Consider the following 12,206-nt stretch of genomic DNA (forward strand, 5'->3'; position numbering starts at 1 on the left):
GCTTCATGTCAGGGGACATGCGTGGTTGCGCGGGGTTTCGCAAGCGGTTTCCTTACGGGTCGCCGGGCCAGCCCTCGCCCGCCATCAGACCCAGCGCGACCAGCTGCCGCCAATCGCGATAGCGCACCGAGTCGGCGTGCCACAGGTCGGGCGCATCGGTCAGTGCCCGGTGATAGCCGGCATAGGCGTCGGGATCGGCGAAATGCTGGCGCCGGGCCAGTTCCTCGGCCGAGCGGGCGGCGATGTCGGGCAGGAACTTGCTGTGCAGCAGCACGCCGCAAAGCCGCGCATCGCCCGGCCCGTTGTAGAGGTCGTTCAACCGCGCCGGCAGCATGGAATGGGTCGAGTTCACATAGGCATAGCGCCAGTGCCAGCGGATCAGCGGCAGCTTGTTCAGCGTCGGCGCGCGTTTCGGCCGGTCGGCGAAGAACACCCGCGCGCGCACCCCGCCCTGCACCCAGCGGTTGCGGCGCGGCTGCATGACCTGGCAGCGATAGGGGCCGGGGTCGAACCAGGGCAGCCGCTCGGTCACGCTGCCGGTCGCAGGCGCCTGGTCCAGCGGGCCTTGCGGATACAGGTCCAGCATCAGCGCGCCCATGCCGGCGATGCCCTGCGCATCCAGATGCGCGGTCAACGCCCGCAGGTCGCGGCTGTCGCAATGCGGATAGACCAGCAACTCGTCGGCATCGACGCTGAGGCACCAATGCCCGCGGCCGTGGCGCAGCAGCAGGGCCGAGAGCCAGTCCATGCCGAAGCGCGCCTCGCGATAGCTGCCCGGCGCGCTCCACAGCGAGACGTCGGGCTGGCTGCGCAGGTAATCCGCGCCGCCGTCGGTGCTGGCATTGTCCACCATCAGGAAATGCGCGACGCCCAAGGCCCGGTAATGCGCCAGGAACTCGGGCAGTCGCTGCATCTCGTTCCGCAGCGTGACGAAGCCCAGGATGTCGCCGGGCCGGATCGCCGCCGTGCGGTCGGCGAGCGGCTGCAGGCCCCGCCCCGCCCGCATGGCGCGCAGGATCAGCTGGCGCCGCTTGGCGCGCATCCGCCAGGCCGACCAGCCGCGCCGCAGCGGACCGCGCCGGTCGCCGGCCTTCACCGGGTATAGCCGCCATTCTGGTGCCAGCGCCAGGCATCCGCCACCATCTGCTGCATGGTCGAGCGCGCCGGGTTCCAGCCCAGGACCGAGATCGCTTTTTCCGAGCCCGAGACCAGCTTGACCGCATCGCCGCCCCGGCGCGGGCCCTCGACCATCGGCACCGGGCGGTTGGTGACATGACGCGCCTCGGCCACCACCTCGCGCACGGAAAAGCCGTTGCCGGTGCCCAGGCAGAAGACCTCGTGCCCGCCATCCGCGACCTTGCCGGCCAAGAGGTGGCGCAGGCCCAGCACATGCGCATCGACCAGGTCCATGACATGGACATAGTCGCGGATGCAGGTGCCGTCCGGCGTCGGATAGTCGGTGCCGTGGATGGTCAGCGCGTCGCGCTTGCCGTCCACCGCGTCCAGGATCAGCGGGATCAGATGCGTCTCGGGCTGATGGAACTCGCCCACCTCGCCGTCGGGGTCGGCGCCGGCGACGTTGAAATAGCGAAAGATCACCGAGCGCAGCCCGTCCGAGGCGCCGAAATCCTTCAGCATGTCCTCGATCGCGCGCTTGCTGGCGCCATAGGCGTTCAGCGGCGCCTGGGCGGTCGTCTCGTCCAGCACCACGCCGTCATGGTCGCCATAGGTGGCGCAGGTCGAGGAAAACACGAAGTTCCGCACCCCCGCCGCCAGCGTCGCCTCGATCAGGTTCAGCGAGGCGCCGACATTGCCGCGCCAGTATTTGCCCGGCTCGCGCATGGCCTCGCCGACCTGGCTCAGCGCGGCGAAATGCATCACCGCGACCGGCTTGTGCGCGGCAAAGACCGCATCCAGCCGGGCGCGGTCCATCAGGTCGCCCTGCTCGAAGGGCCCGAACCTGACCGCGTCCTGCCAGCCCGTGCACAGGTTGTCATAGGTGACCGGGGTGAAACCCGCGTCCCGCAGGGCCTTGCAGGCGTGCGAGCCGATATAGCCCGCGCCGCCCGTGACCAGCACCGTTTCCGTCATGCTTATTCGGCCGCCTTGTACATCGCGGTGATGTCCGAGAGATATTCGGCGAACTCGTGCTTCAGCTCGTCGCGCGCCAGGCCGAAGGCCACGGTGGCCTGCAGGAAGCCCGCCTTGCTGCCGCAGTCGAAGCGCTGGCCGCGGAAGCGCAGGCCGAAGACGTCGCGGCCTTCCTCGATCTCGTCGGCGATGGCGTCGGTCAGCTGGATCTCGCCGCCGGCGCCCTGCTTCAGCTTGTTGAGGTTGTCCATGACCGTCGGCGCCAGGATGTAGCGGCCGATGACGGCCAGGTTCGAGGGCGGGTTTTCCTTGGGCTTCTCGACCATGCCCTTGGCGCGGACGATGGCGCCCATGTCCTCGGCCACGTCCAGGACACCATAGGCCTTGGTCTTTTCGGCCGGGACTTCCATGGTGGCGACCATGGTGCCGCCGGTTTCCTTGTAGGCCTCGATCATTTGTTGCAGGCAGGGCGGCTCGCCCATGATGACGTCGTCGGTCAGGATGACCGCGACCGGCTCGTCGCCCAGCAGGCGGCGGGCGCACCAGACCGCATGGCCCAGGCCCAGGGCCTTGTGCTGGCGGACATAGGCGATGGCGCCCGAATCCATGTTGGTGCCGCGCAGGATGTCCAGAAGCTCGGTCTTGCCGGATTTCTTCAGGCTCGATTCCAGTTCGTGCGCGTGGTCGAAGTAATCCTCGAGCGCGCCCTTGCCGCGCGAGGTGACGAAGATGAATTCCTCGATTCCGGCCGCGCGCGCCTCGTCGATGGCGTATTGGATCAGCGGCCGGTCGACCAAGGTCATGATTTCCTTGGGAATGCTTTTCGTAGCCGGAAGGAAGCGGGTGCCCAGGCCAGCGACGGGAAAGATGGCCTTGGTGACTTTGCGGTTCATTGATCCGATCTCCTGATCTCTTGCGCCGACAGCCCGACGCTTATCCCTCTTTGACGAGGCTTCCGCAACAAGTGCGTATACCCCGCGCAGGTTTCTGCAAACGACGAAAGTGATTCAATTTTTGGCGGCTGGCAGCGAGTTTCTGCCTATTGGCTGTGGAGTTCCAGCGGAATTCCTCTGATTTCAAAATGGCGTCGTCCGGCGCGTTTGAATGCTGCCGCAGATTTGAACAACTTAAACAAACACGGAACTGCGCGTTAGTCTACTTTAACGCGATTAGCCTAAGCAATACCCATCCGCTGCATCATTGCCTCGAGCTTGGGCACGTCGGATGGATTGTTGAGCTCCCAGAACTCGCGGCCGCGGGCCTCGACCTCGACGCAGAGGATGCGGCGGCCGCGTTCCAGGAAGCGCAGCTGCTCCAGCCCCTCCAGCGCCTCCAGCCGGCCCTCGTCCCAGCCCGGGTATTCGGCCAGCGCCGCCGGGCGATAGGCATAGACGCCGACATGGTGGAACACCGGCGTCGGGTCCGAGGGGCCGAAATCGGCGGCGGCATAAGGGATGACTTCCTTGCTGAAATACAGCGCCCGGCGGTCGTGGCCAAAGACGGCGGTGGTGCCGCCGACGCGCCCCGCCACCCGGTCGGCGATCAGTTCGGACCGCATGGCGCCCGAGCAGCGCAGCACCGGCGTCGCCACATCGGCGCCCGGATCGGCGGCGAGGCCCGCGACCAGCTCCTCGACGAACCACGCGGGCGTCAGCGGCGCGTCGCCCTGCAGGTTGACCACGATGTCATGCATCAGCCCCAGCGCCGCCACAGCCTCGGCGCAGCGTTCGGTGCCGTTGCGCGCGGCGGTCGAGGTCATCGCCACCTCGGCGCCGAAGCCGGCTGCATGCTCGGCAATGCGGGCGTCGTCGGTGGCGACGATCACCCGGTCCACGCCGGCGACGGCCTGCGCCGCCTGCCAGCTGCGGCGGATCAGCGACAGCCCCTCGCCCGTGGCGCCGCGCAGCTCGACCAGCGGCTTGCCCGGATAGCGCGTCGAGGCATGCCGGGCGGGGATCACGATGACGACCGACATGGGGCTCAGTCCTTGACCAGCAGCACGCCGGGGGCGAAGGCGATGAAGAACGGGTTCTCGAAACCCGGCTTGCCATAGGTCAGCGGCGTATGGTCGTCGAAGCGCACCACCTCGCCGCCGGCGCCGCGCAGCACCGCGTCGCCCGCCGCCGTGTCCCATTCCATGGTCCGGCCCAGGCGCGGATACAGATCCGCCTCGCCCGTCGCCACCAGGCAGAATTTCAGCGACGAGCCGGCCGAGGTCATGTCGCGCACGCCGTAGCGGTTGATATAGTCGTCCGTCGCCTGGTCGCGATGCGATTTCGAGGCCACGACCATCAGCCCGCGGTTGTCGGGCATCGAGTTCACGCCGATGGCGACCGTCTCGCCCGGCTGTTCGCCGAAGGGGCCCTTCTCCTCGACCGAGCCGCCCTGGGCGGTGGTGTAGAACAGCCGGCCCTTGGCCGGGGCATAGACCACGCCGAAACGCGGCACGCCGTTTTCGACATAGGCGATGTTCACGGTGAAATCGCCGCGGCGCTGCACGAATTCCTTGGTCCCGTCCAGCGGATCGACGATCAGGAAGGTGGACAGGTGCTGGCCATGCGTCGCGGCCTGCTCCTCGGTCACCAGCGCGATGTCGGGGAAGGCCGCCCGCAGCCCGGCCGAGATCAGCGCGTCGGCGGCCTCGTCGGCCTCGGTCACCGGCGAGGCGTCGGATTTGGCCCGCACCGCGAAATCCTCGGCGCCATAGATGCGCATGATCTCGTCCCCGGCCCGCAGGGCCAGGCGACGCATCTCGGCAATCAACTGATCGAATTGCATGTTTTTTCCCTTCCGTCCCGGCGTTCCCGGAATGCGGCGCCGATTGAATACGGCAGTCCGCTTCCTTATGATGCGGCGAACCGCGCAGGGCAAGCGCCCCGCATGTCGCAACGGAAAGATCCCGCCCAGAAAGTCCCGAAACGCATGTTCACCCAGCGCCGCAGTCGCAACATGATCGAGGCCGCGTTCATCACGCTGTCGCTGATCTATCACGTCACGGTCAACAACCTGCGCAAGGGCCAGCGCAATGCCGTGGTCGGCCTGGTGATGACGGTGGCGCAGGCCATGGCGATGATCGCCGGCTTCTGGCTGATGTTCGTCATCATCGGCGTGCGCAAGTCGCCGATCCGTGGCGACTTCATCGTCTACCTGATGACCGGAGTCTTCATGTTCATGGCCCATTCCCAGGCCATCGGCGCGGTCGCGGGGGCCGGCAACCCCAGCAACCAGATGATGAAGCACGGGCCGATGAACACGGCGGTGATGATCTCGGCCGCGGCGCTGGCCTCGCTCTACAAGCAGACCTTCTCGGCCATCGTGGTGCTGTCGGCCTATCACTACCTGTTGCAGCCGATCGTGATCGACAATCCGCTGGCCTGCTATGCCATGCTGCTGATGGCCTGGTTCTCGGGCTGCTGCATCGGGCTGATCTTCCTGTCGATCCGGCCCTGGTGGCCGCAGGCGGCGCAGGTGCTGACGCAATTCTACCAGCGGCTGAACATGGTGTTTTCCGGCAAGATGTTCGTCGCCAACACCATGCCCGGCTTCATGCTGCACATGTTCGCCTGGAACCCGCTGTTCCACATCATCGACCAGACCCGGGGCTTTGCCTTCATCAACTACTCGCCCCGCAACTCGTCGCTGACCTATCCGGTCTATACCACGCTAGCGCTGTTGATGGTCGGGCTGATGGCGGAATTCGTCACCCGCAAGGCGGTCTCGCTCAGCTGGTCGGCCGGGCGATGAGACGGCTTGCCGCAGGCTGCGCGGCCGGGCGCAAACCGTTCGATTTTATGACAGGCTCTCTGTTGCAGCCCGTCGAGCCCCTTCCTATATAGCCCTCCAGAACATCGAAGGGCCCGGATCGCCGTCCCCTTCGGTCCATCCAGGGATCGGGCTTCGGGGGCCGCTTTCGGACCCAAGGCCCAGAATATCGCCGCAAGAAAGGTTACTGTATGTCTAAAGTCATCGGCATCGACCTCGGGACCACCAACAGCTGCGTCGCCATCATGGACGGCAGCCAGCCGAAGGTCATCGAGAACTCGGAAGGCGCGCGCACGACGCCGTCGATCGTGGCCTTCACCGACAACGAACGCCTGGTCGGCCAGCCCGCGAAGCGGCAGGCGGTGACCAACCCCTCGAACACCATCTTCGCCGTCAAGCGCCTGATCGGCCGCCGCACCACCGACGCCGAGGTGGAAAAGGACAAGAAACTGGTGCCCTATGCCATCGTCGACGGTGGCAATGGCGACGCCTGGGTCGAGGTCCGGGACGAGAAATACTCGCCCAGCCAGATCTCCGCCGTCATCCTGCAAAAGATGAAGGAAACCGCCGAGAGCTATCTTGGTGAGCCCGTCACGCAGGCCGTCATCACCGTCCCGGCCTATTTCAACGACGCCCAGCGTCAGGCCACCAAGGACGCCGGCAAGATCGCGGGCCTGGAAGTCCTGCGCATCATCAACGAGCCGACCGCGGCCGCGCTGGCCTATGGCCTGGACAAGAAGGAATCGAAAACCATCGCGGTCTATGACCTTGGCGGCGGCACCTTCGACATCACCATCCTGGAGATCGATGACGGCCTCTTCGAGGTGAAGTCCACCAACGGCGACACCTTCCTGGGTGGCGAGGACTTCGACATGCGGATCGTGAACTACCTCGCCGAGGAGTTCAAGAAAGAGCATGGCGTCGACCTGACCAAGGACAAGATGGCGCTGCAGCGCCTGAAAGAGGCCGCCGAGAAGGCCAAGATCGAGCTGTCGAGCTCGAGCCAGACCGAAATCAACCAGCCCTTCATCTCGATGGACAAGAACACCGGCACGCCGCTGCACATGGTCATGAAACTGACCCGCGCCAAGCTGGAAAGCCTGGTCGGCGACCTGATCAAGCGCACCATGAAGCCCGTCCAGGACGCGCTGAAGGATGCCGGCATGTCCAAGGGCGACATCGACGAGATCGTGCTCGTCGGCGGCATGACCCGGATGCCGAAGGTGGTCGAGGAAGTGACCAGCTTCTTCGGCAAGGAGCCGCACAAGGGCGTGAACCCGGACGAGGTCGTGGCGCTTGGCGCCGCCATCCAGGCCGGCGTGCTGCAAGGCGACGTCAAGGACGTGGTCCTGCTGGACGTGACGCCGCTGTCCTTGGGCATCGAGACCCTGGGTGGCGTCTTCACCCGGCTGATCGACCGCAACACCACGATCCCGACCAAGAAGTCGCAGATCTTCTCGACCGCCGAGGACAACCAGAACGCCGTGACGATCCGGGTGTTCCAGGGCGAGCGCGAGATGGCCGCCGACAACAAGCTTCTGGGCCAGTTCAACCTGGAAAACATCCCGCCGGCGCCGCGCGGCATGCCGCAGATCGAGGTGACCTTCGACATCGACGCCAACGGCATCGTCTCGGTTTCGGCCAAGGACAAGGGCACCGGGAAAGAGCAGAAGATCACCATCCAGGCCTCGGGCGGTCTCTCGGACGACGAGATCGAGAAGATGGTCAAGGACGCCGAGGCCAATGCCGATGCCGACAAGAAGCGCAAGGAACTGGTCGAGGCCCGCAACCAGGCCGAAAGCCTGATCCACACCACCAGGAAGTCGCTGGAAGAGCATGGCGACAAGGTGGACGGCTCGACCGTTGAGGCCATCGAGCTGGCCATCGGCGCGCTGGAAGATGCGCTGAAGTCCGAGGATGCCGGCAAGATCAAGGGCGGCATCCAGAACCTGATGGACGCCTCGATGAAGCTGGGCGAAGCCATCTACAAGGCCAGCCAGGCCGAAGGCGGCAGCGCCGATGCGGGCGATGACGAGCCCGGCCCGCGCGACGTGGATGACGAGATTGTCGACGCCGATTTCGAGGATCTCGGCGGCGACAAGCGCAAGTAAGCGCGATGTGACCCAACCGGCCGGCCCGCTGCTTTCCCGCACGGGCCGGCCAATTCGTGAAAGAGCCCGGACGCGATGGATATGGCGAAACGCGATTACTACGAGGTGCTTGGCGTGCAGCGCGGCGCCTCGGCCGAGGAGATCAAGAAGGCCTACCGCTCCAAGGCGAAGCAGCTGCATCCCGACCGCAACAAGGATTGCAAGGTCTCGGAGGCGCAGTTCAAGGAAGTGAACGAGGCCTACGACTGCCTCAAGGACGACCAGAAGAAGGCCGCCTACGACCGCTTCGGCCATGCCGCCTTCGAAAACGGCGGCGGCGGCTTCGGGCGCGGCGGCAATGGCCATGGCGATTTCGGCTCGGCCTTCGCGGATGTGTTCGAGGACCTGTTCGGCGACATGATGGGCCGCCGGCCCGGCGCCGGTGGCGGCCGCTCGCGCGCCAGCCGCGGCCAGGACCTGCGCTACAACCTGCGCGTTTCGCTGGACGAGGGCTATGCCGGGGCGCAGAAGACCATCACCGTGCCCGGCTCGGTCGCCTGCGGCGCCTGCAACGGCACCGGCGCCGAGGGCGCGGTCGAGCCCGCCACCTGCCCGACCTGTTCCGGCATGGGCAAGGTCCGCGCCACCCAGGGTTTCTTTACCGTCGAGCGCACCTGTCCGACCTGCAACGGCCAGGGCCAGATCGTCAAGAATCCCTGCCAGGAATGCCGCGGCGCCGGCCGGATCGAGAAAGAGCGCACGCTGTCGGTGAACATCCCCGCCGGGGTCGAGACCGGCACCCGCATCCGCCTGGCCGGCGAGGGCGAGGCCGGCATGCGCGGCGGTCCGGCGGGCGATCTTTACATCTTCATCGAGGTCAAGGAGCACCCGATCTTCCTGCGCGACGGCAAGATGCTGGCCTGCCAGGTGCCGGTCAGCATGGCCACCGCCGCGCTTGGCGGCGAGATCGAGGTCCCGACCATCGACGGCGGCCGCTCGCGCGTCAAGGTTCCGGCCGGCACGCAATCGGGCAAGCAGCTGCGCCTGCGCGGCAAGGGCATGCCGCCGCTGCGCCACGGCCCCGGCATGAACGGCGAATCGGGCGACATGCTGATCGAACTCGTCGTGGAAACCCCGGTGAACCTGACCGCCCGCCAGCGCGAACTGCTGCGCGAGTTCGAAGACATCAAGGCCGACAACAATCCGCAGACTCAGGGCTTCTTCCAGAAGATCAAGGGCTTCTGGGACGAGATGAAGGGCTGAACCGGCCAGGGCGGCGCGTGTGGCCGCCTTTGGGATCTGGGTATTTGGAAAACAAAGAAGGCCGGGGGGACGCGCGCGTTAACCCGGCCTTTACTCTTGTCGTGGCAGGCTGCCGGCCATGGACAAGAATCGCGCCTTTCAGGAAGCCCCGCTGCCACTTTTCTCCTCGGCCCGGCCTGCCGGGGATGAGGCCGCGCCGCCGCTGGCGCCCGGCGGGCGGATGCCCAGCTATATCGCCGATCACCGCGCCCGGCTGCGCGACCGCTTCATGCAGGGCGGGGCCGAGGCAATGCCGGATTACGAATTGCTGGAGCTGTTGCTGTTCCGCGCCATCCCGCGCCAGGACGTGAAGCCCCTGGCCCGGCGGCTTCTGGACCGGTTCGGCGATTTCAACCGGGTGATCTCGGCGCCGCCCGCGCGGCTGTCCGAGGTGACGGGCGTCGGTCCGGCCGTGGTGCAGGAGCTGAAGATCGTCGCGGCCGCAGCGCAGCGCCTGGCGCGGTCGCGGGTGATCCAGCGCCCGGTGCTGACCAGCTGGGACGCGCTTCTGGACTATTGCCACACCGCCATGGCCCATGGCGAGATCGAGCAGCTCCGCGTGCTTTACCTGGACCGCAAGAACGTGCTGATCGCGGATGAGGAGCAGGCGCGCGGCACCGTCGACCATGTCCCGGTCTATCCGCGCGAGATCATGCGCCGGGCGCTGGAGCTGACCGCGAGCGCGCTGATCCTGGTGCACAACCATCCCTCGGGCGATCCGACGCCCTCGCAGGCCGACATCGCCATGACCGGCCGCATCGTGGCGGCGGCCGAGGTGATGGGAATCGCCGTCCACGACCATCTCATCATCGGCAAGTCGCGCGAGCTGAGCTTTCGCAGCGAGGGCCTGCTTTAGCGCCAACGGCCCGGACGGCCGGCCGCAACGCGCAACCAAAATGCGACACCTGCGGTGTTTTGCGCCGGGACCAGCGCCCTACCCCGCTGGACTGACAGGAACTTGATCGCTAGAACCGCCTAGGCGAGGGCTGTGTTCGACACGGCCCCATGCGTCGTATAGCCCCGGTTTCGGGGCATAAATGGAGATCAGACCCGTGTCCCACGCAGACGAACACGCAGGTGACCACGGCACCCGGAGGGATTTCCTCTATTTCGCGACCGCCGGCGCCGGCGCCGTCGCGGCCGGGGCTGCCGCCTGGACCCTTGTCAACCAGATGAACCCCTCGGCGGATGTGCAGGCGCTTTCCTCGATTCAGGTCGATGTCAGCGGCGTCGAAACCGGCACCCAGCTGACGGTGAAATGGCTCGGCAAGCCCGTGTTCATCCGCCGCCGCACCGAGGACGAGATCCAGAAGGGCCGCGATGTGCCGCTGGGCGACCTGATCGACCAGAGCGCCGAGAACCCCAACAAGCCCAACGAGCCCGCCACCGACCAGAACCGCACCCTGGACGAGGCCGGCGAATGGCTGGTGATGATCGGCGTCTGCACCCATCTCGGCTGCGTGCCGATCGGCGATGGCGCGGGCGATTTCGGCGGCTGGTTCTGCCCCTGCCACGGGTCCCACTACGACACGGCCGGCCGCATCCGCAAAGGTCCGGCTCCGCAGAACCTGCATATTCCCGTTGCCGAATTCGTCAACGAAACCACGATCAAGCTGGGCTGAGGAGGCGCACATGGCCGGAATTCCCCACGACCATTACGAGCCCAAGACGGGTTTCGAACGCTGGCTGCACCGCCGCCTTCCGGTGGTCAGCCTGGTCTATGACACCATCATGATTCCCACCCCCAAGAACCTGAACTGGTGGTGGATCTGGGGCATCGTGCTGGCCTTCTGCCTGGTGTTGCAGATCGCGACCGGCATCGTGCTGGTGATGCATTACACCCCGCATGTCGACCTGGCCTTCGCCAGTGTCGAGCATATCATGCGCGACGTGAACGGCGGCTACATGCTGCGCTATCTGCATGCGAACGGCGCCTCGCTGTTCTTCTTTGCCGTCTATATCCACATCTTCCGCGGCCTGTACTATGGCAGCTACAAGGCCCCGCGCGAGGTGACCTGGATCGTCGGCATGCTGATCTATCTGATGATGATGGGCACCGCCTTCATGGGCTACGTGCTGCCCTGGGGCCAGATGTCCTTCTGGGGCGCGACGGTCATCACCGGCCTCTTCGGCGCCATTCCGGGCATCGGCGCGTCGATCCAGACCTGGCTGCTGGGCGGCCCGGCGGTCGACAACGCCACGCTGAACCGCTTCTTCTCGCTGCATTACCTGCTGCCCTTCGTGATCGCGGCGCTGGTGATCGTCCATATCTGGGCCTTCCACACCACCGGCAACAACAACCCCACCGGGGTCGAGGTCCGTCGCGGTTCCAGGGAAGAGGCGCAGAAGGATACCCTGCCCTTCTGGCCCTATTTCGTGATCAAGGACCTGCTGGCGCTGTCGGTGATCCTGGTGGTGTTCTTCGCGGTGGTGGGCTTCATGCCGAACTATCTCGGCCACCCCGACAACTATACCGAGGCAAACGCCCTGGCCACGCCCGCGCATATCGTGCCGGAATGGTATTTCCTGCCCTTCTACGCCATCCTGCGCGCCTTCACCGCCGATGTCTGGGCGGTGCAGCTGGTGAACTGGCTGTCCTTCGGCATCATCGACGCCAAGTTCTTCGGCGTCATCGCGATGTTCGGCGCCATCATCGTCATGGCGCTGGTGCCCTGGCTCGACACCTCGCGGGTGCGTTCGGGCCAGTACCGGCCGCTGTTCAAGTGGTGGTTCTGGATCCTGGCGGTGGATTTCGTCGTGCTGATGTGGGTCGGCGCCATGCCGGCCGAGGGGATCTATCCCTATATCGCGCTGGCAGGTGCGGCCTATTGGTTCGCCTATTTCCTGATCATCCTGCCGCTTCTGGGCATCATCGAGAAACCGCTGCCCATGCCTCAGACCATCGAGGACGACTTCAACGCCCATTACGGGCCCGAAACCCATCCTGCCGAGTAAGGAGAG

Annotated in this window: 11 protein-coding genes; 6 read left to right on the forward strand and 5 right to left on the reverse strand. The window is 66.0% G+C overall.

The features are described 5' to 3' along the window. Positions 1 to 52 precede the first annotated feature (52 nt). The 5 genes from E3D03_RS05330 to cysQ form a co-directional block, all read right to left on the reverse strand. A complete protein-coding gene (locus E3D03_RS05330; protein ID WP_263566117.1) occupies positions 53 to 1,096 on the reverse strand; it encodes a glycosyltransferase family 2 protein in 1,044 nt (347 codons plus the stop codon). Continuing rightward, complete coding sequence (gene galE / locus E3D03_RS05335; protein WP_062561836.1) at positions 1,093 to 2,091, reverse strand: UDP-glucose 4-epimerase GalE; 999 nt, start codon at positions 2,089 to 2,091, stop codon at positions 1,093 to 1,095. The genes E3D03_RS05330 and galE overlap by 4 nt, the downstream gene beginning before the upstream one ends. 2 nt (positions 2,092 to 2,093) lie before the next feature. After that, entirely contained in the window at positions 2,094 to 2,984 is an 891-nt protein-coding gene (locus E3D03_RS05340) for a UTP--glucose-1-phosphate uridylyltransferase (protein ID WP_017999391.1), read from the reverse strand. A gap of 281 nt (positions 2,985 to 3,265) precedes the next feature. Next, entirely contained in the window at positions 3,266 to 4,066 is an 801-nt protein-coding gene (locus E3D03_RS05345) for a 3-deoxy-manno-octulosonate cytidylyltransferase (protein ID WP_062561835.1), read from the reverse strand. A 5-nt stretch (positions 4,067 to 4,071) separates the two neighbouring features. Further along, complete coding sequence (gene cysQ / locus E3D03_RS05350) at positions 4,072 to 4,869, reverse strand: 3'(2'),5'-bisphosphate nucleotidase CysQ (RefSeq protein ID WP_062561834.1); 798 nt, start codon at positions 4,867 to 4,869, stop codon at positions 4,072 to 4,074. 102 nt (positions 4,870 to 4,971) lie between these two features. Here cysQ and E3D03_RS05355 point away from each other — a divergent pair, with 102 nt between their 5' ends. The 6 genes from E3D03_RS05355 (at position 4,972) to petB (ending at position 12,200) form a co-directional block, all read left to right on the forward strand. Further along, the gene (locus E3D03_RS05355; protein WP_318013703.1) at positions 4,972 to 5,835 is read left to right on the forward strand and encodes an ABC transporter permease; all 864 of its coding nucleotides are present in this window, start codon (positions 4,972 to 4,974) and stop codon (positions 5,833 to 5,835) included. A gap of 209 nt (positions 5,836 to 6,044) precedes the next feature. Continuing rightward, positions 6,045 to 7,964, forward strand: a complete 1,920-nt coding sequence (gene dnaK / locus E3D03_RS05360; RefSeq protein ID WP_263566118.1) for a molecular chaperone DnaK — start codon at positions 6,045 to 6,047, stop codon at positions 7,962 to 7,964. A gap of 81 nt (positions 7,965 to 8,045) precedes the next feature. Next, the gene (gene dnaJ / locus E3D03_RS05365; protein WP_263566163.1) at positions 8,046 to 9,206 is read left to right on the forward strand and encodes a molecular chaperone DnaJ; all 1,161 of its coding nucleotides are present in this window, start codon (positions 8,046 to 8,048) and stop codon (positions 9,204 to 9,206) included. 118 nt (positions 9,207 to 9,324) lie between these two features. Beyond that, positions 9,325 to 10,101: a RadC family protein gene (gene radC, locus E3D03_RS05370; RefSeq protein ID WP_263566119.1), complete on the forward strand. Its 777-nt coding sequence runs from the start codon at positions 9,325 to 9,327 to the stop codon at positions 10,099 to 10,101. A gap of 196 nt (positions 10,102 to 10,297) precedes the next feature. Continuing rightward, positions 10,298 to 10,867 (forward strand): ubiquinol-cytochrome c reductase iron-sulfur subunit, encoded by a 570-nt coding sequence (gene petA / locus E3D03_RS05375; RefSeq protein WP_026155292.1) that lies wholly within the window; start codon positions 10,298 to 10,300, stop codon positions 10,865 to 10,867. A 10-nt stretch (positions 10,868 to 10,877) separates the two neighbouring features. After that, positions 10,878 to 12,200: a cytochrome b gene (gene petB / locus E3D03_RS05380; protein WP_263566120.1), complete on the forward strand. Its 1,323-nt coding sequence runs from the start codon at positions 10,878 to 10,880 to the stop codon at positions 12,198 to 12,200. Positions 12,201 to 12,206: the final 6 nt, after the last annotated feature.

The organism is Paracoccus sp. DMF, from assembly GCF_004407025.1.
GTDB classification, from domain to species: domain Bacteria; phylum Pseudomonadota; class Alphaproteobacteria; order Rhodobacterales; family Rhodobacteraceae; genus Paracoccus; species Paracoccus aminovorans_B.

Bases quoted from the DNA above. Each gene is read 5' to 3' on its own strand.
- dnaK (WP_263566118.1), top strand. From the start codon at position 6,045: ATGTCTAAAGTCATCGGCATCGACCTCGGGACCACCAACAGCTGCGTC.
- cysQ (WP_062561834.1), bottom strand. From the start codon at position 4,869: ATGCAATTCGATCAGTTGATTGCCGAGATGCGTCGCCTGGCCCTGCGG.
- E3D03_RS05355 (WP_318013703.1), top strand. From the start codon at position 4,972: ATGTCGCAACGGAAAGATCCCGCCCAGAAAGTCCCGAAACGCATGTTC.
- petB (WP_263566120.1), top strand. From the start codon at position 10,878: ATGGCCGGAATTCCCCACGACCATTACGAGCCCAAGACGGGTTTCGAA.
- E3D03_RS05345 (WP_062561835.1), bottom strand. From the start codon at position 4,066: ATGTCGGTCGTCATCGTGATCCCCGCCCGGCATGCCTCGACGCGCTAT.
- galE (WP_062561836.1), bottom strand. From the start codon at position 2,091: ATGACGGAAACGGTGCTGGTCACGGGCGGCGCGGGCTATATCGGCTCG.
- dnaJ (WP_263566163.1), top strand. From the start codon at position 8,046: ATGGCGAAACGCGATTACTACGAGGTGCTTGGCGTGCAGCGCGGCGCC.
- radC (WP_263566119.1), top strand. From the start codon at position 9,325: ATGGACAAGAATCGCGCCTTTCAGGAAGCCCCGCTGCCACTTTTCTCC.
- E3D03_RS05340 (WP_017999391.1), bottom strand. From the start codon at position 2,984: ATGAACCGCAAAGTCACCAAGGCCATCTTTCCCGTCGCTGGCCTGGGC.